Source organism: Phenylobacterium aquaticum (assembly GCF_022695515.1).
Lineage (GTDB): Bacteria > Pseudomonadota > Alphaproteobacteria > Caulobacterales > Caulobacteraceae > Phenylobacterium > Phenylobacterium aquaticum.
Window position 1 is genome coordinate 67258 of the sequence record NZ_JALDPT010000019.1, and the last position, 23355, is coordinate 90612.

The 23355-nt window shown below is 70.2% G+C and carries 14 protein-coding genes and 2 pseudogenes; 9 read left to right on the forward strand and 7 right to left on the reverse strand.

Annotated features, from left to right (window positions below):
- Positions 1-2: 2 nt before the first annotated feature.
- A complete protein-coding gene (locus MQH10_RS14945; protein ID WP_242564831.1) occupies positions 3-422 on the forward strand; it encodes a c-type cytochrome in 420 nt (139 codons plus the stop codon).
- 7 nt (positions 423-429) lie between these two features.
- Here MQH10_RS14945 and MQH10_RS14950 read toward each other — a convergent pair whose 3' ends face one another.
- Positions 430-1044: an arylesterase gene (locus MQH10_RS14950; protein WP_242564832.1), complete on the reverse strand. Its 615-nt coding sequence runs from the start codon at positions 1042-1044 to the stop codon at positions 430-432.
- Between the two features lie 69 nt (positions 1045-1113).
- Here MQH10_RS14950 and MQH10_RS14955 point away from each other — a divergent pair, with 69 nt between their 5' ends.
- From MQH10_RS14955 to MQH10_RS14965, 3 genes are read left to right on the forward strand one after another with little or no spacing between them, the layout of a single operon-like run.
- A complete protein-coding gene (locus tag MQH10_RS14955) occupies positions 1114-1791 on the forward strand; it encodes an ABC transporter ATP-binding protein (RefSeq protein WP_242564833.1) in 678 nt (225 codons plus the stop codon).
- On the forward strand, positions 1788-4310 hold the full coding sequence (locus tag MQH10_RS14960) for an ABC transporter permease (RefSeq protein WP_272886953.1): 2523 nt from the start codon (positions 1788-1790) through the stop codon (positions 4308-4310). The genes MQH10_RS14955 and MQH10_RS14960 overlap by 4 nt, the downstream gene beginning before the upstream one ends.
- Before the next feature lie 50 nt (positions 4311-4360).
- Entirely contained in the window at positions 4361-5284 is a 924-nt protein-coding gene (locus tag MQH10_RS14965; RefSeq protein ID WP_242564834.1) for a TauD/TfdA dioxygenase family protein, read from the forward strand.
- Here the strand turns inward: MQH10_RS14965 and MQH10_RS14970 are convergent.
- Entirely contained in the window at positions 5281-6450 is a 1170-nt protein-coding gene (locus MQH10_RS14970) for an acyl-CoA dehydrogenase family protein (protein WP_242564835.1), read from the reverse strand. The two genes, MQH10_RS14965 and MQH10_RS14970, sit on opposite strands and share 4 nt — an antisense overlap.
- A 225-nt stretch (positions 6451-6675) precedes the next feature.
- Between MQH10_RS14970 and MQH10_RS14975 the strand changes: the two genes are divergently transcribed.
- Complete coding sequence (locus MQH10_RS14975; RefSeq protein WP_242564836.1) at positions 6676-7929, forward strand: NAD(P)/FAD-dependent oxidoreductase; 1254 nt, start codon at positions 6676-6678, stop codon at positions 7927-7929.
- On the opposite strand, the gene MQH10_RS14980 is transcribed toward MQH10_RS14975, so the two are convergent.
- The 3 genes from MQH10_RS14980 to MQH10_RS14990 form a co-directional block, all read right to left on the reverse strand.
- Positions 7926-11390 (reverse strand): circularly permuted type 2 ATP-grasp protein, encoded by a 3465-nt coding sequence (locus MQH10_RS14980; protein ID WP_242564837.1) that lies wholly within the window; start codon positions 11388-11390, stop codon positions 7926-7928. The two genes, MQH10_RS14975 and MQH10_RS14980, sit on opposite strands and share 4 nt — an antisense overlap.
- Complete coding sequence (locus tag MQH10_RS14985; RefSeq protein WP_242564838.1) at positions 11380-14676, reverse strand: transglutaminase family protein; 3297 nt, start codon at positions 14674-14676, stop codon at positions 11380-11382. The genes MQH10_RS14980 and MQH10_RS14985 overlap by 11 nt, the downstream gene beginning before the upstream one ends.
- 128 nt (positions 14677-14804) lie before the next feature.
- Positions 14805-15683 (reverse strand): transglutaminase-like domain-containing protein, encoded by an 879-nt coding sequence (locus MQH10_RS14990; protein WP_242564839.1) that lies wholly within the window; start codon positions 15681-15683, stop codon positions 14805-14807.
- 198 nt (positions 15684-15881) lie between these two features.
- Between MQH10_RS14990 and MQH10_RS14995 the strand changes: the two genes are divergently transcribed.
- Positions 15882-16676: an N-formylglutamate amidohydrolase gene (locus MQH10_RS14995; protein WP_242564840.1), complete on the forward strand. Its 795-nt coding sequence runs from the start codon at positions 15882-15884 to the stop codon at positions 16674-16676.
- Here the strand turns inward: MQH10_RS14995 and MQH10_RS15000 are convergent.
- Positions 16673-16813, reverse strand: coding sequence for a hypothetical protein (locus MQH10_RS15000; RefSeq protein ID WP_242564841.1), 141 nt, complete (start codon positions 16811-16813; stop codon positions 16673-16675). The two genes, MQH10_RS14995 and MQH10_RS15000, sit on opposite strands and share 4 nt — an antisense overlap.
- 100 nt (positions 16814-16913) lie before the next feature.
- Positions 16914-17561, reverse strand: a complete 648-nt coding sequence (locus tag MQH10_RS15005) for a TetR/AcrR family transcriptional regulator (RefSeq protein WP_242564842.1) — start codon at positions 17559-17561, stop codon at positions 16914-16916.
- A 266-nt stretch (positions 17562-17827) separates the two neighbouring features.
- Between MQH10_RS15005 and MQH10_RS15010 the strand changes: the two genes are divergently transcribed.
- From MQH10_RS15010 to MQH10_RS15020, 3 genes and pseudogenes are all read left to right on the forward strand, one after another.
- Complete coding sequence (locus tag MQH10_RS15010; RefSeq protein ID WP_242564843.1) at positions 17828-18874, forward strand: efflux RND transporter periplasmic adaptor subunit; 1047 nt, start codon at positions 17828-17830, stop codon at positions 18872-18874.
- 10 nt (positions 18875-18884) lie between these two features.
- Positions 18885-22030 (forward strand): annotated as a pseudogene (locus MQH10_RS15015) (efflux RND transporter permease subunit).
- Between the two features lies 1 nt (position 22031).
- Positions 22032-23355 (forward strand): annotated as a pseudogene (locus MQH10_RS15020) (efflux transporter outer membrane subunit); the annotation flags it as partial.

The following is a 23355-nucleotide window of genomic DNA, read 5'->3' on the forward strand; positions in this document are numbered from 1 at the left end:
CCATGACCCATCGCATGATGTTCCGCATGATCCTGGGCGCCGCCTCGTTCGCGCTCGCCGCGCCGGCCCTGGCCGACGAGCCGGGCCCCGGCGGCAGCAAGCCGCCTGTGCCCGTGACCGGCGAGCAGGTCTATCAGATGGTCTGCCAGGCCTGTCACATGGCCGACGGCAAGGGCGGTGTGGGGGCGGGCAAGGTGCCGGCGCTCGCCAGCAATCCCAAGCTGAAGGTCGCGGCCTATCCGATCATCATGGTCAGCAAGGGGCGCGGGGCCATGCCCTGGTTCTATGACACGCTGAGCCCCGCCCAGACCGCGGCGGTGATCACCTATGTCCGCACCCACTTCGGCAACGCCTATCCGGAACCGGTGACGGCGGCGGACGTGAGCAAGCTGGCGGGGCCTCCGCCGGCGGCGGGTCACTAGGGCGGGGTCAGCGCGCCTTCAGGGCGGCGAGCACCACGGGCGTCAGGCCCGCGGCGATCACCTGGGCGCCCTGGGCGTTGGGGTGGAGGCCGTCATGTTGGCGCAGGCCCGGCCCGACACCCGCCAGCAGGTCGGGATAGAGGGTCAGGTGGTGGGCCTTGGCGAGCCGGGCGTAGAGGCCGGTGAACTCCTGGGCGTAGGCGCGGCCGATGGCCGGCGGCGGCTTCAGCCCGGCCAGGATCACCTGGATGCGGCGCTTCTGCAGGCGGGTGATGATGGCGTCGAGATTGGCGGCGGTCCGCTTGGGATCGACGCCTTGCAGCAGGTCGTTGCCGCCGAGGGCGACCAGGCACAGGGCGGTGTCGGACTGGACGCTGAAATCCACCCGCGCCAGGCCGCCGGCGGTGGTGTCGCCCGAGACCCCGGCGGGCCGGATCAGCACCTGGGCGCCGGCCTTGGTCAGGGCGTCCTGCAGCCGCGCGGGAAAGGCCTGGGCGGCGGACAGGCCGTAGCCGGCGGTGATCGAGTCGCCGAGGATGGTCACCACGCGCGGCGCCGCCGCCAGGGCAGGGCCCGCCGCGAGCAGGGCGGGCAGCAAAAGAAGGTCTCGTCGCGCGATCATGGGGGCGTGCCTTTGGCGGTCGCTGTCCTATCTAGGGTCATAGCGACCTTTCGCAATGCGAGGCCCTCCTTGTCCGACGCCCATCCGCCGCTTCGTCTGGAAGCCGTATCCCTCACCCTGCCGTCCTCGGCGGGCCAGGTCGAGATCCTGCGGGGGCTGGAGCTCTCGGTGGGGGCCGGTGAGCGGCTGGCGGTCACCGGGCCGTCGGGATCGGGCAAGTCCTCGCTGATCTCAGTCGCCGCCGGGCTGGAGCGGCCGACCTCCGGGCGGGTGTCGGTGTTCGGCCAGGACCTGGGCGGTCTCGATGAGGACGGCCGCGCGCGGCTGCGGCGGGGCCGGGTGGCGCTGGTGTTCCAGTCCTTCCACCTGCTGCCCAACATGACCGCCGAGGAGAACGTCGCCACGCCGCTGGAGATCGCCGGGGCCGCGAAGCCCGAGGAGACCGCCCGGACCTGGCTCGACCGGGTGGGGCTCTCGGCCCGGCTGCGGCACTATCCGCACCAGCTGTCCGGCGGCGAGCAGCAGCGGGTGGCCCTGGCCCGCGCGCTGGCCGGGCGGCCCAGCCTGCTGTTCGCCGACGAGCCGACCGGCAATCTCGATTCCGCCAATGCGGCCCTGGTCGCCGACATGATGTTCGACCTGGTCGCGCAGACCGGGGCGGCCATGGTGCTGGTGACCCACGACCCGGACCTGGCCCAGCGGGCCGACCGGATCGCCCACATGCGCGACGGGCGGCTGGTCTCTTGAGCTGGCTATCCTGGCGTTTCGCCCGGCGCGAGCTGCGCTCCGGGGTCAAGGGCTTTCGGGTGTTCCTGGCCTGCCTGGCGCTCGGCGTCGCGGCCATCGCAGCCGCGGGCTCGACCGCCGAGGCCTTCCGCCGCGGCCTGGCCTCCCAGGCGAGCGAGATCCTGGGCGGCGACCTGGCGCTCACCGTCGAACAGCGGGAATTCACGCAGGCCGAGCGCCAGGCGATCCTGGCCCAGGGCCAGGTCTCCTGGGCGGCCAGCGCGCGGGGCATGGCCGAGGCGCCGTCCGGCCTGCGCCGGCTTGTCGAGCTGCGCGGCGTGGCCGGGGGCTATCCCCTGGTCGGCAAGCTGGAGCTGCAGGGGGCGCCGAGCCTGGAGGCCGCCCTGCGGACCGATCCGGACGGGACGGCCGGGGCGGCGGTCGAGCAGAGCCTGCTGGACCGCCTGGGCCTGAAGCTGGGCGACCGGTTCCTGGTCGGCAATGTGCCGCTGATCGCCCGCGCGGTGCTGATCCAGGAGCCGGACCGGCTGTCGCGCGGCTTCGCCCTGGGGCCGCGGGTGCTGACCCGGCTGAAGACCGTGCAGGATGGCGGGTTCCTCGCGCCGGGCCTGCCGTTCGGCGAGACCGCCCGTATTCGCCTGCCGCCCTCGGTGTCGCCGGAGCAGGCGACGGCGACCCTGCGCAAGCTGGCGCCCAAGTCCGAGCTGCGGATCCGCGACCGCAATGACGCGGCGCCGGGCATCCACCGGCTGATCGACCAGCTGGAATACTTCCTGGGCTTCATCGGCCTGGCCTCCCTGGTCGCGGGCGGGCTCGGCGTGTTCGGAGCCGTGTCGGCCTATCTGGACTCCAAGACCGGCTCGATCGCGGTGCTGAAGGCGCTGGGCGCGGACGGGGCCCTGGTGCGCAATATCTACCTCCTGCAGATCGGCCTGCTCGCCCTGCTGGGCGTCGCCCTCGGGGTGGCGGTCGGGGGCGCGGCGCCGCTGGCGCTCGGCGCCATGGTGCAGGATCAGCTGCCGGTCCCCGCCCTGTTCGCCGTCTATCCGATCCCGCTGCTGAAGGCCGCGGCTTTTGGCCTGGCCTCGGCCGCCGCGTTTTCGCTCGTGCCTCTGGCCCGCACCCGCACCACCTCGCCGGCCATGCTGCTGCGCCGCGACCTGAAAGGGCCGGTGTCGCTGGGGCTTGAGGCGGTGGGGGCGGGGATCGCCGGTCTGGCGCTGGCCGGCCTGGCGATTGTGACCGCGCCGACGCCCATCGCCGCCGTGATCATGATGGCGGGCGTGGCCGTCGCCTTCGGATTCCTTTGGGCCCTGGGGCTCGCGGGCGCCTGGGGCGCAGGCCAGGTGCGGGCGCGCACATCCGGACCTCTGCGCATGGCGCTCGCCAATCTGGCCGGTCCGGGTTCGGCGGCGCGGACGGCGGCGCCGGCCATCGGCCTGGGGGTCGGTCTGCTGGCCGCCGTGGTGCTGATCCAGTCGAGCCTGCTGCGCCAGGTCTCCGAGGTCGCGCCGCGCACCGCGCCGGCGCTGGTGTTCACCGAAATCCCCGGAGAGCAGGTCGCCGCATTCGACGCTGCGGTGAGCCGGGCCTTCGGGGCGCCGCTGACGGCGGACAACTATCTGCGGGCGCCCTTCGTCACCGGCCGGATCGTCCGGGTGCGGGGCGAGACCGTCGATCCTGAGAAGATCCCGCCCTCGGACCGCTGGGCCTATGACAACGACATCTCGCTTTCGGCCCTGGGGCCGGAGCCGGCCAATGCCGGGATTCTGTCGGGCCGCTGGTGGCCCGCCGACTATTCCGGCCCGCCGCTGATCGCGGTCGAGACCCAGGCGGCCAAGGGCGGCCATCTGAAGGTCGGCGACCCGATCACCGTCTCGATCCTGGGCCGCGAGATCGACGCCAAGGTCGCGGTGATCCGCAAGGTGGATTTCGGCGGCTTCGGCGCGAGCTTCCCCCTGGTGCTGACGCCCAACGCCGTGGAGGGCGCGAACCTGCGCCATGTCGCCATCGCCAAGGCGTCCAAGGCCCAGGAGGCGGCGGTGACCCTGGCGCTGGGCCGGGACTTTCCGCAGGTCAATGTGATCTCGGTGCGCGACCAGCTGGAGGCGGCCACCGACCTGTTCAACCGCTTGGCGCTGGCGATCCGGGGCGCCGCGGCCGTTGCGGCCCTGGCGGGGCTGCTGGTCCTGGTCGGCGCCATCGCGGCGCGGGCTCAAGGGAGGGCGCGGGAGGCGGCGATCCTCAAGGCCCTGGGCGCCAGTCGGGCGCAGATCCTCAGCGCCTATGTGCTGGAATATGGCGCGGTGGGCGTGATCGCCGGAGCGGCCGGCGTAGGGCTCGGCTATCTGGCCGCCTGGCCGGTGGTGACCCTGGTGTTCAAGGCCCATTGGGGCGTGGACTGGGCGGGCGTCGGCGCCCTGGTCGGCGGCGCGGCCCTGGTGGCGGGGCTGGGCGGTCTGGCGGCCTCGGTCCAGGCCCTGTCCAAGCGGCCGGCGGAGGCGCTGCGCGCGCCCTGACCGGCGGCGCTCAAGCTGATAGGCTGGCCGGGCTTGCGACAGGGACGCCCATGCTGATCCATCCCACCGGCCGGTTCGACAATCACCCTGCGGACAATCGGCACATCGAGGTTCTGCCCCTGGCCGCGGCCATGGGGGCCGAGATCCGCGGGGTCTCAATCGCCGCGCTGAGCGACGAGGCCTTCGCCGAGGTGCGTGCGGCCCTGTTCCGGCACAAGATGATCTTCTTCCGCGACCAGGACATCAGCCACGCCGACCAGGCGGCCTTCAGCCGCCGCTTCGGTCCCTTCGCCGAGGACGCCTACACCAAGGGCGTGCCCGGCCATCCGGAGGTCCAGCCGCTGATCAAGGAGGCCGACCAGAGCGTCGGCATGGTGTTCGGCGCCGGCTGGCATACCGACAGCGCCTTCCTGGCCGAGCCCCCGGCGATCAGCATGCTGTATGGCGTGGAGATCCCGCCCTATGGCGGCGACACCATCTTCGCCAATTCGGCCCTGGCCTACGCCATGCTCAGCCCGACGATGCAGGCGATGATCGCGCCCCTGAAGGTCCATATGTCGATGGCCAAGGTGGTGGAGACGGCGCGGGCCAATCTTGACGCGGACGAGACGCCGCTCGGCCGGGTGGCCGCGACGCGGGACATGAACCGCCTGCCCGACGAGATCGCCAGGAAGGTGGCGGGGACGATGCATCCGCTGGTCCGCACCCATCCGGTGACGGGCGAGAAGGCGCTCTATTGCGACGAGACCTACGCCACGGGGATCGACGGCCTGACGGCGGCCGAGGCCGCGCCGCTGCTGAAGTTCCTGGTCGAGCATATCACCCAGCCGGCCTTCACCTGCCGCCTGCGCTGGGCGCCGGGCACCTATGCGGCCTGGGACAACCGCATCTGCGTACACCAGGCCTTCAACGACTATGACGGCTTCCGGCGCGAGCTCTATCGCACCACTATCGCCGGCGAGGCGCCCCGCTAGTAGGAGCGCGGCAGGCCGAGCACATGCTCGGCGACATAGGCCAGGATCAGGTTCGTGGAGATCGGGGCGACCTGGTAGAGCCGGGTCTCGCGGAACTTGCGCTCGATGTCGTACTCCTCGGCGAAGCCGAAGCCGCCATGGGTCTGGATGCACATGTCCGCCGCGTGCCAGGAGGCCTCCGAGGCCAGCATCTTGGCCATGTTGGCTTCCTCGCCGGCCGGCTCGCCGCGCTCGTAGCGGGCGGCGGCTTCGCGGGTCATCAGCTTGGCGGCGCGGACCTCGGCATAGGCCCGGGCGATGGGGAACTGGATCCCCTGGTTTTGGCCGATGGGCCGGCCGAACACGACCCGCTCCTTGGCGTAAGCCGTGGCCTTGCCGACGAACCAGCGGCCGTCGCCGATGCATTCCGAGGCGATCAGGATCCGTTCGGCGTTCATGCCGTCGAGGATGTAGCGGAAGCCCTTGCCCTCCTCGCCGATCAGGCAGGACGCGGGGATCTCGAGATTGTCGAAGAACAGCTCGGTGGTGGCGTGGTTGAACATGGTGCGGATGGGCTTGATGGTCAGGCCCTTGCCCACGGCCTCGCGCATGTCGAGCAGGAAGACGGAGATGCCGTCGGTCTTCTTCGCCGCCTCGTCCTTGGGGGTGGTGCGGGCCAGCAGCACCATCAGGTCGGAGTGCTCAGCCCGGCTGATCCACACCTTCTGGCCATTGACGACGTACTTGTCGCCCTGGCGGATGGCGGTGGTGGAGATCGAGGTGGTGTCGGTGCCGGCGGTGGGCTCGGTGACGCCGAAGGCCTGTAGCCGGATCTCGCCCGACGCGATCTTGGGCAGCCACTGGGACTTCTGGGCCTCGCTGCCGTGCCGCAGGACGGTGCCCATGGTGTACATCTGGGCATGGACGGCGGCGGCGTTGCAGCCGCTGGCGTGGATCTCCTCCAGGATCGCGCAGGCGGCGGTCAGGCCCAGGCCGGAGCCGCCATAGGTCTCCGGGATCAGCACGCCCAGCAGTCCGGCCTCGGTCAGGGCCTGGACGAAGGCGGTGGGATAGGTCCGCTCGCGGTCGCGCTCGCGCCAATATTCGCCGGGGAAACCCGCGCAGAGCTTGCGCACGGTCTCCAGGATCGGCTCCAGGTCCGCCGCGCTCGGGATGGTTCCGTCCATGCGATTCAGTCCTTCCGCTCGTCGCCCGTCTTGTCGCTGAGGCAGGGGCCCGGCGCCAGACCCCGCGTGTCTAGCCGACCTCACCAAGCGTCAGGGGAGGGGCTTTCCGCGGCGCCGCTTTTCCGGTCGTCGGGCCGGTTCGCGCGGTCCGGCGCGCGATTGGCTGGGCGGCGCAGCGGCCCTTGGGCCTAGAGTCCGGGTCGGAGTCGGGGCGGGAACAGGGCGATGATGGACAGGCGGTCGTTTCTGAAGGACTCGGCGGGGATGGCGGCGGCGGCCGGCGCGGTTCCGGCGGTCGCGCGGGCGCAGCCGGGCGGGGCCTATGACGTCGCCGTGGTCGGGGCTGGCGCCTTCGGGGGCTGGATCGCCCTGGTGCTGCGCGAACGGGGCTTGAAGGTCCTCTCGATCGACGAATATGGCCCGGCCAATCCCCGCGCCTCCTCGGCCGGCGAGACCCGTTCGATCCGGTCCGGCTATGGGGCGCAGGCGATCTATTCCAGCTGGGCGGCCACGGCGTTGAAGATGTGGAAGCTGCGCCAGGCCGAGTTCGGTCGCACCATCCTCTATCCCAATGACCGCATCGAACTGGCCAATGCCTGGTCGCCGTCGATGCTGGCCCAGCGCAAGATCTTCGACGACCTGAAGATCCCCTATGAGGTGCTGGACCAGGCCGCCCTGCGGGTCCGCTATCCGCAGATGAACTTCGACGATGTCAGCTTCGCCTTCATCGAGAAGAGCAGCGCGGCGGTGATCAAGGCCCGCGAGAGCATGATCGTGGTCTCCGAGGTGTTCCAGAAGAAGGGCGGCGCCTTCCGCATCGCCCGCGCGGTTCCGGGCGCGGCGACGGGCCGGCACATGACGACGCTCAAGCTGAATGACGGAACAGAGGTGGCGGCGGGGCAGGTGGTGTTCGCCTGCGGGCCCTGGTCGGCCAAGATGTTCCCGAAGCTGATGGGCCGGAAGGTCGATGTCTATCGCAGCGAATATTACTACTGGGGCGTCCCGGCCGGCGACGACCGGTTCTCCTGGCCGAAGCAGCCGGCCTGGCACGACCATATCGTCGGCGGCTACGGGTTCGGCAGCATCGAGCGCGGCCTGAAATATTCTCCCGCCGCCCTGGGCCGCGTCGCCCAGGACCCGGACACCGCGGAGCGCCTGGCCACGGACTACCTCCTGAAGCGCGGCCGCGACTATATCGGCCACCGCTTCCCGGACATGCGCGACGCCCCGATTCTGGAGACCCGGGTCTGCCAGATCGAGGCCACGGCCGACGACCACTTCGTCATCGACACCCACCCGGACTACGACAATGTTTGGCTGGCCAGCGGCGGCGGCGGGCACGGGTTCAAGCATGGGCCGCTGGTCGGGGAATATGTGGCCGACCGGCTGATGGGCAAGGCGACCGACCCGGAGACGGACAAGCTGTTCCGCCTGGCCTCGCGACCCGACCTGCAGCCGACAGGCGCTGGCGCGGCCTAGCGGGTGAAGGCCTCGTCCTCGTCGGCGTGGGCCGGGGCCTTGAGGCGCGGCTCGGTCTCGTCGGCGGGGATGACGTCGACGGCGACCTTGATGATCTGATCGCCGGGGCCCAGTACGACGCCGCCAATGGGGGCGACGTCGGCATAGTCGCGGCCGATGGCGAGCACGATATGGTCCTCGGCGACGACCAGGGCGTTGGTGGGGTCGAAGCCGACCCAGCCCGCCTGCGCGCCGCACCACAGGCTGACCCAGGCGTGGGTGGCGTCGGCGCCCTCCAGGCGGGGTTTGCCGGGCGCCGGATAGGTCCGCAGATAGCCGCTGACATAGGCGGCCGGCAGGCCCAGGCCGCGCAGGCCTGAGATCATGATGTGGGCGAAGTCCTGACAGACCCCGTGACGGGCCTTGAACGCCTCAATGGCCGGGGTGGAGACCTCGGTCGACTTGGGGTCATAGGCGAACTCGGCCTTGATCCGGCAGGCCAGGTCGAAGGCCGCCTCGAGGATCGGGCGGCCCGGCGTGAAGCTGTGGGCCACATAGGCGGTGATCGCCGGCTGCAGGGCCGTCATCCGGGTCGGGTAGAGGAAGTGGACCGGCGAGCTGAGGTCGAGCGAGGCCGAGGCGAAGGCCTCCTCCCGCACGCTCTCCCAGGCCGGGCCGCCGAGCGGCCAGACCGGCGGCGGGCGCGTGACTTCGACATGGGCCTTGGCGAGGATCTTCAGGGCCCGGTGCGGGGATTCCAGGGTGGCGGTGACCACCTGTTCGCCGAACGGACCGATGTGGCTGGCCAGGAGGGTGGGTTTGGGCGTGATGGTGAGGTGGCTGTCCATGACCTGCTGGTGCGCGTCCCGCCACGGCGCCAGGCGAAAGGCGCAGCGGGCGAAGGTCACCGGCTTCTCGTAGAGATAGGTGGTCAGATGGCGCAGCTGGTAGATCACGCCAGCCCGCCCAGCTTCTTGGTCGGCGTCGCGTTCGACCCCTGCAGGAAGTAGCGGTCGGCGATGGCGTTCGACAGGGACATCAGGAGACGCTCGATCTCCAACGCCTTCTCGGCCGTCAGCTCGGCGGCGTCGGCCGTCTCCACCTGGCTGGCCAGATGCACCATCTGCCGGGTCGGGATCTCCGGCATGCGTCGTTCTGCAGGTGGGCAGGGAGGCGACGTGGCCCTTGAGCGTCAGGATCTGGAAGGCGACGGACCGGGGGTTGAACGGGTCCAGCATGGCCAGGTCTCGCACGGGGGTGAGCGCGATCCCCTCCAGATAGCGGGAGCGATAGGTGATCTGGCTGTCGATCAGGTCGAGCAGCAGGTCGAGATCGTCGACGCTGGCCTCGTCCTTGGCGAGCTGGCGCATCACCCGGCAGGTGTTGACCCCGCGCTCAACCCGCCGGCCCATGTCCAGGAAACGCCAGCCGGCGACCCGGTTCATGTTCTCGTGGGTCAGGCCGGCCAGGGTCGACAGGGCCTGGAGCGCGCCCTCGGCCCGGGCGAGCGCGTCGGCCTCGGTCAGGATGTCGTCGCGCTTGCCCTTCAGGCGGGATTCCAGATTGAGCAGCAGCTTCCAGAAGTCCTCGGACAGCCGCTCGCGCATGCTGGCCGCCGCGCGCCGCGCCGCCTGGACCAGACGGATCACTGAGCCATAGGCGGCCTCGTCGTGCAGGGCGGCGGAAACGAAGTCGGCGACTTCGCCGCCGTCTATGGCCTCGTCCACCGCGCCCCACTCGACCAGCAGGCCGCGCAGCTTCGACAGGGTCTCGCCCGCGCCATGCACCGCGGCGTCGGCGTCCATCAGGCTGGTGCACAGGCTGCGGATCAGGCGAAGGGTCGCCTCGGCCCGCTCCAGATAGCGGCCCAGCCAGAACAGGTTGTCGGCGGCGCGGCTGGGCAGGTGGCCCATGATCCGGCGCACCTTCACGTCGTCGCGGTTGGCCAGCAGGGAGATCCGCTCGACCGGGCGGTCGGATAAGACCCAGACATCGGCGGCCTGGGCGCCTTCGCCCATGGAGAGCGCCCGGGCGTCCTGCTGGTCCGACACGCGACAGAAGCCGCCGGGCATGATCTTCCAGCCGTCCTCCGTGGCCGTCGCATAGACCCGCAGGACGAAGGGGCTGGGGCGCAGGGCGCCGTCCCGCCAGGCGGGCGTGGTCGACAGGCGGACGACCTCCTGGCCCACGAAGTCTATGGGTCGGTCGGCCATGGCCTCGCGCAGGGAGTCGCGTTCGGCCGGCGTCAGGTCGGCCAGCATGCGCGGGCCGCGGGCCAGAGCCGGATGACCCTGGCCGCCAAAGGCGCGGGCGATGGCGAGGTTGTCGATGTTGCGTTCGACCTGCCGGCGTTCCGACGGCTGGCCGCACCACCAGGTGGCGACATTGGGCAGCTTGAGCGCCTCGCCCAGCAGGTGGTGGCTGAGCGCCGGCAGGAAGCCCAGCAGGGCGCGGGACTCCAACACGCCGGAGCCCGGCATGTTCGACACCACCACGCCGCCGGCGCGGATCGCCTCCATCAGGCCGGGGACGCCGAGGCGCGAGGCGCTGTTCAGCTCCAGCGGATCGATGAAGTCGGCGTCGACGCGCCGCCACAGCACGTCGGCCCGCTTCAGCCCGGCGATGGTGCGGACATAGACCTGGCCCTCGCGCATGACGAGGTCGTCGCCCTCCACCAGCAAGAAGCCGAGATAGCGGGCGAGGTGGGCCTGTTCGAAATAGGATTCGCTGAACGGGCCGGGGCTCAGGAGGCAGATGCGCGGATCGCTGCGATGGGCGGACCGGGCCAGGCTGGCGCGGAACTCGCTGAAGAAGGGCGCGAGCCGCTGGACGTTCATGGCGTTGTAGAGATGGGGGAAGGCGCGGGAGAGCACCATCCGGTTCTCCAGCGAATAGCCGGATCCCGAAGGCGCCTGGGTGCGGTCGTCCAGCACCCACCAGCGGCCGTCGGGACCGCGGCCCAGGTCGGCGGCGTAGAGGTGCATGGACCGGCCGCCGGCCGGCTTCACGCCCCGCATGGCGCGGACGAAGTCGGAGCCGCCGGTGACGGCGGCGGCGGGGAGATGGCCCTCGCTGATCAGGCGGGCGTCGCCATAGAGGTCGTTGAGCACCGCCTCCATGAGGGTGGCCCGCTGCTCGACGCCTTCGGCGATCTGGGCCCATTCCGCCTCGCCCAGGATCAGGGGCAGGGGGCTCAGCGGCCAGATGCGCTCATTGTCGTCGCCATAGATCCGGTGCGAGACCCCGGCGTCGCGGATGTGACGGGTGGCCAGGGCGAATCGGTTCTCGAACTCCTGCTCGGGGAATTCCGCCAGTTCGCCGAGGAACCGCAGCCAGGCGTCGGGCGTCGAACCGTCCGGCTGGACAAGCTCGTCGGGGATGCCCGGCAGCGGGCGATAGCCGCTGAGCCAGCGATCCAGCCGGGCCTGAGACGCCGCCCTGGCGGCGACGCGGTCCTGTACGTCAGTGCGGTTACCGGGCAACGGGCGTCCTCAAGTCCAAGGTCAGCGGAAACTCGCCAGTCCGGGCTTCCGCCGGCATGACGATGGCGCCCGGCGTGTGGCCGTGCTCCTGGAACCGCGCGAGTCGCCTTGATTGCGCCTCGTAGGCGTTCACCGGGAAGGTATCGTAGTTTCGGCCGCCTGGATGCGCGACATGATACACGCACCCGCCGAGCGACCGGCCGTTCCAGCGGTCGAGGATGTCGAAGGTCAGGGGGGCGTCGACCTCGGCCGTGGGATGCAGGCCGCTGTGCGGCTTCCAGGCCTTGTAGCGCACCCCGGCGACCGCCTGGCCCGACACGCCGGTCGAGGTCATGGGCAGGGGGCGGCCGTTGCAGGTGATCATGTGGCGCTCGGGCGTGAAGCCGGTGGCCAATACCTGCAGCCGCTCCACCGAGGCGTCGACGAATCGCACCGTGCCGCTGCCGGCGTTCTCCTCGGCCATCACGTGCCAGGGCTCCAGCGCGTGGCGGATCTCCAGCTGGACCCCGCCGTGCTCGACCCGGCCGTGGGCGGGGAAGCGGAACTCCCGCTGGGCCTCGAACCAGATCGGGTCGAAGTCGTAGCCGGCGCCCCGCAGGTCGGACAGCACCCCCAGGAAGTCGGCCCAGACGAAGTGGGGCAGCATGAACCGGTCGTGCAGGGCCGTGCCCCAGCGGACCAGGGCGCCGTCCTGCGGCGTGCGCCAGAACCAGGCGATCAGGGCGCGCAGCAGCAGCTGCTGGGCGAGGCTCATCTTGGCTTCCGGCGGCATCTCGAAGCCGCGGAATTCGACCAGGCCCAGGCGGCCGGCGGGGCCGTCCGGGGAATAGAGCTTGTCGATGCAGATCTCGGTCCGGTGGGTGTTACCGCCCACATCGGCCAGCAGATTGCGGAACAGCCGGTCCACCAGCCAGGGCGGCGGCGCCTCGCCCTCGCCGGGCAGGGGCACGGCGGCCATGGCGATCTCAAGCTCGTAGAGCGCATCGTGCCGCGCCTCGTCGACCCGCGGCGCCTGGCTGGTCGGGCCGACGAACAGGCCGGAGAACAGATAGGACAGGGACGGATGGCGCTGCCAGTAGAGCAGCAGGCTCTTCAGGAGGTCCGGGCGGCGCAGGAAGGGCGAGTCGGTCGAGGTCGCGCCGCCGACCACGATGTGATTGCCGCCGCCGGTGCCGGTATGGCGGCCGTCGATCATGAACTTGTCGGCGCCCAGGCGCGTGCGCCGCGCCTCCTCATAGACGCCGTTGGTGATCTCGACCGTCTCGCGCCAGCTGGTCGCCGGGTGGACATTGACCTCGATGACGCCGGGGTCGGGCGTGACCTTGATGTTCTGGATGCGGGGATCGGCGGGGGGCGGGTAGCCCTCGAACCTCAGGGCCTGGCCGGTCTCGGCCGCGATCGCCTCGACCTCGGCGACCAGCTCCAGATAGTCCTCCACCGTCTCCACCGGCGGCATGAAGACATAGAGCAGTCCGTCGCGGGGTTCGAAGGTGATGGCGGTCCGCACATAGCCTGAGCGCTGCGTTGGCGGCGCCTCGTCCTCGTCCGCGCCGGCCCGGGATGTAAGCAGGGCGTCGTGCGGCGGCAGGGGCTCGCGCGGCTCGAAGGGGTCGCGTTCCTTCAGATAGGGATAGTCTTCGTCCGACAGGCGGGGCAGGTCGCCGAGCGGCAGGCGGAATCCTACGGGCGAGTCGCCCGGGACGAGGAACATCCGCCCGCGGCGCAGGCTCCAGGCCTCGGTGATCCAGCCGCTCTCCTCGCCCTCCCGCCAGCGGCGGATCGGCAGGACATAGCCGCGGGGCCGCTTGAGGCCGTCGTCGAAGATCTGCAGCAGGCGGGCGCGTTCGGCCGGGTCGTCGAGGGGCAGGCTCTCGTCGTCGAAATTGGTCGGCAGGGATCCCTCCTTGCCGACCCAGTGCAGGGGATCCTCCAGGGCGGTGATCACGCAGGCGGGATCGAGGTTCAGGGCCTGGGCGAAGCGCGCCGCGAAGCGCGAGGCCTGGGGCGCGCCGGTCGGCGGGCTGTCGCGGCGGGTTTCGGGCTCGCCGCCGATCGCGCCGGCGTCACGCCAGATCGGCTCGCCGTCCGTCCGCCAATAGAGGGCGAAGGCCCAGCGGGGCAGGGGCTCGCCGGGATACCACTTGCCCTGGCCGTGATGCAGCAGACCGCCCGGCGCGAAGCGCTCGCGCAGGCGGCGGATCAGGTCGTCGGCGATCCGGCGCTTGGTCGGTCCCACCGCGTCGGTGTTCCATTCCGCCGACTCGAAGTCGTCGATCGAGCAGAAGGTGGGTTCGCCCCCAAGCGTCAGCCGGACGTCCTGCTTGAGGAGGTCGGCGTCGACCTGCTCGCCCAGCTGGTCGAGCGCCGCCCATCGGTCGGCCTCGAAGGGCTTGGTGATGCGGACCGGCTCGATCAGGCGGGTGACCGACATCTCGAAATGGAAGTCGACCTCGGCGGGTCCGACCACGCCGGTGATCGCCGCGGCCGAGCGATAGTGGGGCGTCGCGGCCAGGGGGATATGGCCTTCGCCGCAGAGCAGGCCGGAGGTGGCGTCCAGGCCGATCCAGCCGGCGCCCGGCAGATAGACCTCGGCCCAGGCGTGCAGGTCGCAGAAGTCGACCGTCGTGCCGGACGGGCCGTCTAGCGCCTCGATGTCGGCCTTGAGCTGGATGAGGTAGCCGGAGACGAAGCGGGCGGCGAGGCCCAGCTTGCGCAGGATCTGCACCAGGAGCCAGGCGCTGTCGCGGCAGGAGCCGGAGGCGAGCGCCAGCGTCTGTTCCGGGGTCTGGACGCCCGGGTCCATGCGGACCTGATAGGCGATCTCGCTCTGGATGCGGGCGTTCAGCCCGACCAGGAAATTGATGGTGCTGGGCGCCTCGGCGTCGAGCGAGTCGACAAAGGCCGACAGGGCCGGGCTGTCGTCATCGATGACCAGATAGGGGGCGAGCTCGCCCGCCAGCTCCGGCGGATAGGCGAAGGGCAGGGTCTCGGCGTAGGACTCCACGAAGAAGTCGAAGGGATTGATCACCGACATCTCGGCGGTGAGGTTCACCTCGACGCTGAACTCGCGGACCGTCTCGGGAAAGACCAGCCGGGCCAGCCAGTTGCCGAACGGGTCCTGCTGCCAGTTGATGAAGTGCTGTGCGGGCGTGATCTTCAGGGCGTAGCTGGGAATCCGGGTCCGGCAGTGGGGCGCCGGGCGCAGCCGCACCACCTGGGGCCCCATCTCGACCGGCCGGTCGTAGCGGTAGCGGGTCAGGTGGTGCAGGGCGACAGTGATCGACAAGATGTTCTCCCGGGCCGACATGCGTCTTGCGCGCCGTCCCGCCACTTGCGCAAGACGCAGCGGGTGTTGGCCAGTCGAACCTGTCTGGGACCGCGATCACCGCACAGTGTGCTGAACCGCTGGGCGGATCACAGGGGTGATCGCGCCCGAACCTCGCGACCGGCCTGGCCGGTGGTGTCCGTGACCGCCGCGGGCAGGCCCTCGGCCTCGGTCTCATAGCACCAGACGCGGAACCCCGTGAGGATATGAGGGCCGAAAGAGCTGACCATGGCGACGTCGGCCGCGTCCCGGCCATGGGCCAGCACGATGCGGCCGATCCGCGGCGTGTTGTTGCGGGGATCGAAGGTGCGCCAGGCGCCGCCCAGATAGACCTCCATCCAGGCGCTGAAATCCATCGGGTCGATCCGCTGGACCCCGATGTCCCCCAGATAGCCGTTCACATAGCGGGCCGGGATGTTCATGCACCGGCACAGGGCGACGGCCAGGTGCGCATAGTCGCGGCAGACCCCGGTCCGCTCCTCGTGGGCCTCGTACGCCGTCCGGGTCGCCCGGGCGTTCTGATAGTTGAAGCTGATCTGGCGGTGGGCGTAGTCGCAGATCGCCTGCACCCGCGCCCAGCCCCGGGGCGTCTCGCCGAACAGGTTCCAGGCCAGCTGGCTCAGCCGGTCGGTCTCGCAATAGCGGCTGCCCATCAGATAGACGAGGCAGTCGTCGGGCAGGTCGGCGACCTCATGCTGCTCGGCGTCGGGGACGCAAGGATCCACCGCGCCGCTATCCTGGATGACGCTGTCGCTCCACAGGGTCAGGTCGCCGGGCGGGGCGATGAACCGTCGGCAGCAGTTGCCGAACATGTCGCGGTAGGTCGAGGTCGGGATCTCAGGCGTCGTGAGGAACGTCTCGGGGATGCGCACATCCGCCTCGCGACCGTCGCGGAGGCTGAGCAGGGTGACCATGGCGGTCGGAACCTGGCAGTTCACCGTGATCTCGTAGCCGTATCGGATCAGCATGGACGTCTCGCAAATGGGTTGGCGTCGCGGCTGAGACGAGGTCGCGCCAAGACAGGTTCGGGGGAGGTCACAGCCCAACGCGCGAGCGGGGCGGAGGATGCGCCGGGTTCGCGCGGCGATCGTAACATGTCATGGCTCTGGCCCACGGTGCGCCGGCCTTTCCGGCCGCGCGTCAGATGGCGAACCGGAACCATGGGCATGACGACACCAGGCGCGCCTTCAGATCCGCCGTCGACGCCGTTGCTGGGCGCGGACGAGCCGGGGCCCGTCATTGTGCTCAATGAAGGCGCCCCGTCGCCCCTGCTGCTGCTGGGGGATCATGCCGGGTCGGACATTCCCCGGGCCCTGGGCGATCTCGGCCTGACCGAGGCCCAGCGGCGCGATCACATCGCTCTGGATATCGGGGTGGCGGGCCTGGGGGCCGGGCTTTCCGCGCGCCTCGACGCCGTCTTCATCCGGCAGCGCTATTCGAGGCTGGTGATCGACTGCAACCGGCGCCCCTGTGTCGAGGCCTCGATCCCGGGGGTGAGCGACGGCGTGAAGATCCCCGGCAACCACGGGCTCGGGCCCTCCGCGGTCGCGGCCCGCATCGCCGAGATCTACCAGCCCTATCAGGACGCGATCGCCCGCACCCTGGACGGCCGAAGGGACCGGCCGACCGTGCTCGTCTCGCTGCACAGCTTCACCCCGGCCATGCAAGGCCAGGACCGGCCCTGGCGGCTGGGCGTGCTGCATCGGGACGACTCGCCGTTCTCGACCGCCGTTCTGGAGCGGCTGAGGTCCGACCTCGGCGAGGCCGTCGGGGACAACCAGCCCTATCGGATGGACGAGGTGGACAACACCGTGCCGCTCCACGCCGATGCGCGGGGTCTGGACTATCTGGAATTGGAAGTGCGGCAGGACCTGCTGGCGACGCCGCAGGCGCAATCAGACATGGCCGAATGGCTCGCGCCCCGCCTGGCGGCGGCGCTCAGGGATATCCTCGGCGGCTAGAGCCCCAGCGGAACGAACTGGAACAGCCACTGCAGGGCCACGGCGGTTCCGGCGAGCACCGCGACGGCCAGGCCGAAGCAGGCGCCGTGTTCGACGAGGCTGGTCCGCTGATGGCTCGAAGCGTCCTGAAGGGACATGTCGTTTCCTCCGTCATGCCGGCGAACTCTCGAGGGTTCGCCGTCCACGGGGAAGATCATGCGGCCAATTCGGGCCTATGGCCACATATTTTGCTGCGACCTATGGCGCAGCTGAGCCCTGGGGGGCGAAAGGCGCCTCCGACAGCGGCTTGTCCGACAAGAGGTGGCGCATGACGGAGCGCAGGACCAGGGCGATGGCGGCGCGATCGCCGCCGGGGTGATTCACGGCGCGGGTCACCATGCCGTCGAAGATCATGCTGAGAATCTCGCCGCGGGCGTCGAGCTCGGCCTCGCTGCAGCCGGCGGCGCGCGCGGCGTCGAGCACCGTGCGCCCCAGGGTCCGCTCGACGGCGTCGGCCTCCTGGACGATCGCCGCGACCCGCGGATTGCGGGCGGCTTCCGCCAGGACCTCGAGCACCAGGGCTGCGCGGTCCGGATCATAGTTGCGCTCGATCGCCTCGGGGCAGCGCTGGATGACCATCTCGGTCAGGGCGCCGTCGCCGTCGCTGAACTCGGCGAACTTCTCGCGCATCTCGGCCAGGTCCTGGGCGACGATCGCCGCCACGATGGCCTCCTTGTTCTCGAAATAGCGATAGATTTGGCCGACGCTGAGGCCCGCAGCCTTGGCGATTTCAGCCATCGACGCGCCGTGGAAGCCCGCCCGGCGCACGCAGGCGCAGGCCGCATCCAGAATCTGTTGCCGCCGTAGTTCGGTTTTGGGGCGGGAAGCTTCAACCGCGTCAATCATTGCAATCGTCCCGAAATGGTGCAGCGCAACAAAAATTCAGCTCCTGGCGTTGACTTTGGGTAAGCGCAGCCATATTTGCCCCGCCAGACGAGAATGAACGTTCATTCTCAAATCGGTCATGACCTCGGTTTCGTCAAGAGCCTTGCTCGGCGGGCCCATCGCATCAGGTGTCGAATGCGTCTCAAAACTCTCGGCGCGCCGCCGCGGTCCTCGCCATCGCTCTCACCCAGGCCGGCTGCGGCGCCAAGGGCGCGCCGGGACAGGGCATGGGCGGTCCGGCCCCGGTTGGCGTGGTGGTCGCGGCCTACCAGCCCGTCGGCCTGACCGCGGACCTGAGCGGCCGGACCTCGGCCTATCTGGTCGCGGACGTCCGGCCCCAGGTGAGCGGGGTGGTCAAGGCCCGGCTCTTCCAGGAAGGCGCCTATGTCCGGGCCGGCCAGTCGCTCTACCAGATCGACCCGGCGACCTATAAGGCCAGCTACGACAGCGCTCAGGCCAGCCTCGCCCAGGCCCAGGCCCAGCTGACCACCGCCAAGCTCAAGGCCGACCGCTACAAGGACCTGGTGGCGATCAACGCCGTCAGCCGCCAGGACAATGACGACGCCCAGGCGACCTATCAGCAGGCGCTCGCCAATGTCGCGGCCCAGCGGGCGGCGGTGCAGCAGGCGAAGATCAACCTCGACTACACCCATGTGACGGCCCCGATCTCGGGCCGCATCGGCAAGTCCACGGTGACGCCGGGCGCCCTGGTGACGGCCAATCAGACCACCGCCCTGACGACGGTCCAGGACGTCAGCAAGATCTATGTCGACGTCACCCAGTCGGCCGCCGACCTCCTGAAGCTCCGCCACGACATGGCCGACGGCAAGCTGGGCCGCAGCGGCTCGGCTGAGGTGACCCTCACCCTGGAGGACGGCTCGACCTATCCGACCCCCGGCCGGCTGGAATTCTCCGACATCACGGTCGATCCCGGCACGGGCTCCGTCGGCCTGCGCGCGGTGTTCCCCAATCCCGACGGCGTCCTGCTGCCGGGGCTCTATGTGCACGCCAAGCTCAGCAAGGGCGTGGCGTCCACCAGCATGCTGATCCCCCAGGCGGCGGTCACCCGCACGCCCACCGGCGACGCCACGGTCTATGTGGTGGGCGCCGGCGACAAGGCCGAGATCCGGCCGATCACCACGACCCAGACGCTTGGCGACAAGTGGCTGGTGACCTCGGGCCTCAAGCCCGGGGACCGGGTGATCGTGGAGGGCCTCCAGAAGGTGCGCCCCGGCGGGGCCGTGAAGCCCGCCGTCATCGCGGCCCAGCGCTAAGGGGCCCGCCATGTTGTCGCGTTTCTTCATCGACCGGCCGATCTTCGCCTGGGTCGTCGCCATCGTCATCATGCTGGCCGGCGCGCTCGCCATCACCCAGCTGCCCATCGCCCAGTATCCGAACGTCGCCCTGCCGCAGGTGGCGATCCAGGCCAACTATCCGGGGGCCTCGGCCAAGACCGTCGAGGACAGCGTCACCCAGGTCATCGAGCAGAAGATGAAGGGCCTGGACGGCCTGCAGTACATGTCCTCTGCCAGCGATGGGACCGGCGGCGCGACGGTCACCCTGACCTTCAAGGCCGGGACCAACATCGATATGGCCCAGGTCCAGGTGCAGAATAAGCTCCAGACCGCCACGGCCCTCCTGCCCCAGGAGGTGCAGCAGCAGGGCCTGAGCGTGGTCAAGTCGGCCCGCAACTTCCTGATGGTCGTGGCCCTCTATTCCGACGACCCCAAGACCACCAATGGCGACCTCGCCGACTATATCGGCAGCCACCTGCAGGACCCCCTGAGCCGCGTCGAGGGCGTCGGCGACGTCCAGCTGTTCGGGGCGCAATACGCCATGCGCGTCTGGCTCGATCCGGCCAAGCTGGCGAGCTATGCCCTGACCCCGTCGGACGTGGTCACCGCGATCAAGGCTCAGAACGCCCAGGTCTCGGCCGGCCAGCTGGGCGGCACGCCCGCCCTGCCGGGCACGGCGCTGAACGCCACCATCACCGCCCAGTCGCGGCTCCAGACGCCCGAGCAGTTCCGGGCGATCATCCTGAAGAACTCCACCGGCGGCGCGATCGTCCACCTGGGCGATGTCGCCCGGGTCGAGATTGGCGCGGAGAGCTACGCCTCGAAGGCCAAGTTCAACGGTCACCCGGCCGCGGGCCTGGCCATCAAGCTGGCGCCCGGCGGCAATGCCCTCGACACCGCCAAGGCGGTGAAGGCCCGCGTCGAAGAGCTGTCCAAGGCCTTCCCGGCCAACATCAAGTACGTGGTGCCGGTCGACTCCACGCCCTTCGTCCAGAAGTCCATCGAGGAGGTCGTGAAGACCCTCATCGAGGCGGTGATCCTGGTCTTCCTGGTGATGTTCCTGTTCCTGCAGAACTGGCGCGCCACCCTGATCCCCACCATCGCGGTGCCGGTGGTGCTGTTGGGCACCTTCGGAATCCTGGCGGCCTTCGGCTACTCGATCAACACCCTGACCATGTTCGGCCTTGTGCTGGCCATCGGGCTGCTCGTCGACGACGCCATCGTCGTGGTCGAGAACGTCGAGCGGGTGATGAGCGAGGAGGGGCTGTCGCCGATCGAGGCGACCCGCAAGTCGATGTCGGAGATCACCGGCGCCCTGATCGGCATCGCCCTGGTGCTGGCCGCGGTGTTCGTGCCCATGGCCTTCTTCGGCGGATCGCAGGGGGTGATCTACCGCCAGTTCTCGATCACCATCGTCTCGGCCATGGGCCTGTCAGTTCTGGTCGCCCTGATCCTGACCCCGGCGCTCTGCGCGACCCTGCTCAAGCCCACGAGCAAGGGCCACGCCTACGCCACGAGCGGCTTCTTCGGCTGGTTCAACCGCAATTTCGACCACGCCAGCGAACGCTATCAGTCGCGGGTGCGGCGCATCCTGGGCCGCGGCGGCCGGACCATGGCCATCTATGGGGCCATCATCGTGGCCATGGGCGTGCTGTTCGTCACCCTGCCGTCCGCCTTCCTGCCGGAGGAAGACCAGGGCACGATCTACACCCTCGTCCAGTTGCCCCCCGGCGCCACCGAGGAACGCACCCAGGCGGTGCTGAAGCAGGTCGCCGACCACTATCTGAAGGACGACGCCGCGGCGGTGAAGTCGGTGTTCACGGTCTCCGGCTTCAGCTTCGCCGGGGCGGGCCAGAACGCGGGCCTCGCCTTCGTGCGCCTGAAGGACTTCCAGGATCGCCACGGCGCCAAGCTCAGCGCCCAGGCCGTCGCCGGCCGGGCCATGGGCGCCTTCTCCCAGATCCGCGACGCCATGGTGTTTGCGGTGGTGCCCCCGGCGGTGCCGGAGCTCGGCAACGCCTCGGGCTTCGACTTCCAGCTGCAGGACACCGGCGGCGTGGGCCACGAGGCCCTGATGGCCGCCCGCAACCAGCTGATGGGCATGGCCGCCCAGGATCCGGACCTGACCGGGGTCCGCCCCAACGGCCAGGACGACACCCCGCAGCTGCAGATCAATGTCGACCAGGCCCGGGCCGGCGCCATGGGCCTGACCACGGCCGACATCAACGCCACCCTCTCGACCGCGCTCGGCGGATCTTACGTGAACGACTTCATCGATCGCGGGCGGGTGAAGAAGGTGTTCGTCCAGGCCGACGCCGCCTACCGCATGCGGCCCGAGGACCTGGACAAGTGGTACGTGCGCAATGCGTCCGGCCAGATGGTCCCGTTCTCGGCCTTCGCCACCTCCAGCTGGACCGTCGGCTCGCCCCGGCTGGAGCGCTATAACGGCCTGTCGTCCGTGAACCTCCAGGGCTCTCCGGCCCCCGGCAAGAGCTCGGGCCAGGCCATGGCGGCCATGGAGCGGCTGGCGGCCAAGCTGCCCCAGGGCATCGGCTTCGAATGGACCGGCCTGTCCCTGCAGGAACGGGAGGCGGGCGCCCAGGCGCCGGCGCTCTACGCCCTGTCGATCCTGGTCGTCTTCCTGCTGCTGGCCGCCCTCTATGAGAGCTGGACCATCCCCTTGTCGGTCATCCTGGTGATCCCGCTGGGCGTCGTGGGGGCGCTGCTCGCCACCACCCTGCGCGGCCTGTCCAACGACATCTATTTCCAGGTCGGCCTGCTCACCACCATGGGCCTGGCGGCGAAGAACGCGATCCTGATCGTCGAGTTCGCCAAGGACCTGCAGAGGGCCGGCCGCCCCTGATCGAGGCCACGGTCGAGGCGGTCCGCATCCGCCTGCGGCCGATCCTGATGACCTCGCTGGCCTTCATCTTCGGGGTGTTTCCGCTCGCCATCTCCAGCGGGGCCGGGTCCGGCAGCCAGCACGCGATCGGCACCGGGGTGATCGGCGGCATGCTGTCGGCCACCATACTGGGGGTGTTTTTCGTGCCCCTGTTTTACGTCCTCGTTCAGCGCCTGTTCGGCAAGAAGACCGACGCCGCCGACGAGATCGCCGTTCCCCATGAGGCTCTCTGAGATGCGCCCCTTCACCCTCGCCGCACAGCTGCTGGCGGCCGTCTCGCTCGGCGCCTGCACGCTCGCGCCCCGCTATGAACGTCCCACCCTGCCGGTCGCCCAGACCTGGCCGCAGGCTCAGGCCGCGACCGCCCCTCAGGCCGCTGTCGCAAGCGACCTGGGCCGGCGCACGGTGTTCCTCGACCCGCGCCTGCAGGGGGTCATCGACCTGGCCCTCAAGGAGAACCGCGACCTGCGGGTCGCCGTGCTCAATATCGAGAAGGCCCGCGCCCAGTACCGGGTGCAGCGCGCCGAGCTGCTGCCGGCCATCACCGCCAATGGCGGGGAGACCCGGTCGCATACGGCCGCGTCGGTCTCCCAGACCGGCCGTGCGGTCGACACAGAGACCTATAGCGCCACGGTCGGCTTCACCGCCTATGAGCTCGACCTGTTCGGCCGGGTGCGCAGCCTGAACCAGGCGGCCCTGCAGAGCTATCTGGCGACGGAGGAGACCCGCCGCGCCACCCAGATCAGCCTGGTGGCCGAGGTGGCCAGCGACTATCTGGCGCTCGCCGCGGACCAGGAGCTGCTGAAGGTGGCCCAGGACACCCTGGCCACCCGCGAGGACTCCCTGCGCCTGTCCCAGAAGCGGTTCGAGGCCGGCGCGACCTCGCAGCTGGATCTCAGCCAGGCCCAGACCCTGACCGAACAGGCCCGGGCCGATGTCGCCACGGCGACGGCCCAGGTGGGGCGCGACCGCAACGCCCTGCGCCTGGTGGTCGGCGCCGAGATCCCGGCCGAGCTGTTGCCCCAGGGCGGACTGAACGCCATCGCCATCCAGGCGGACCTGCCCGCCGGCCTGCCGTCCCAGGTGCTGACCCGCCGTCCCGACGTGCTGGCGGCCGAGCACAGCCTGGAGGCCCAGAACGCCAATATCGGCGCCGCCCGGGCGGCCTTCCTGCCGCGCATCAGCCTGACGGGTTCGACCGGCGCGGCGAGCACCGACCTGAACAACCTGTTCAACGCCGGCACGGGCAGCTGGAGCTTCACGCCCCAGATCAGCCTGCCGATCTTCTCGGGTGGCGCCAATCTGGCCAATCTCGGCGTCGCCAAGGCCGGCAAGGGCATCGCCGTGGCCCAGTACGAGAAGGCGGTGCAGACCGCGTTCCGCGAGGTCGCCGACGGGCTGGAGACCCAGGCCACCATCCGCGACCGGGTCGCCGCCCAGGACCGGCTGGTCGCGCGCGCCGACCACGCGAGACCCGTCGCCGCAGGCCCCGCTATGACCGCGGCGTCGACAGCTATCTGACCCTGCTCGACGCCCAGCGGACGCTCTATGGCGCGCG

Bases quoted from the DNA above. Each gene is read 5' to 3' on its own strand.
- MQH10_RS15005 (WP_242564842.1), bottom strand. From the start codon at position 17,561: ATGATTGACGCGGTTGAAGCTTCCCGCCCCAAAACCGAACTACGGCGG.
- MQH10_RS14970 (WP_242564835.1), bottom strand. From the start codon at position 6,450: ATGGACGGAACCATCCCGAGCGCGGCGGACCTGGAGCCGATCCTGGAG.
- MQH10_RS14975 (WP_242564836.1), top strand. From the start codon at position 6,676: ATGATGGACAGGCGGTCGTTTCTGAAGGACTCGGCGGGGATGGCGGCG.
- MQH10_RS15000 (WP_242564841.1), bottom strand. From the start codon at position 16,813: ATGTCCCTTCAGGACGCTTCGAGCCATCAGCGGACCAGCCTCGTCGAA.
- MQH10_RS15010 (WP_242564843.1), top strand. From the start codon at position 17,828: ATGGGCGGTCCGGCCCCGGTTGGCGTGGTGGTCGCGGCCTACCAGCCC.
- MQH10_RS14950 (WP_242564832.1), bottom strand. From the start codon at position 1,044: ATGATCGCGCGACGAGACCTTCTTTTGCTGCCCGCCCTGCTCGCGGCG.
- MQH10_RS14965 (WP_242564834.1), top strand. From the start codon at position 4,361: ATGCTGATCCATCCCACCGGCCGGTTCGACAATCACCCTGCGGACAAT.
- MQH10_RS14990 (WP_242564839.1), bottom strand. From the start codon at position 15,683: ATGCTGATCCGATACGGCTACGAGATCACGGTGAACTGCCAGGTTCCG.
- MQH10_RS14945 (WP_242564831.1), top strand. From the start codon at position 3: ATGACCCATCGCATGATGTTCCGCATGATCCTGGGCGCCGCCTCGTTC.
- MQH10_RS14995 (WP_242564840.1), top strand. From the start codon at position 15,882: ATGACGACACCAGGCGCGCCTTCAGATCCGCCGTCGACGCCGTTGCTG.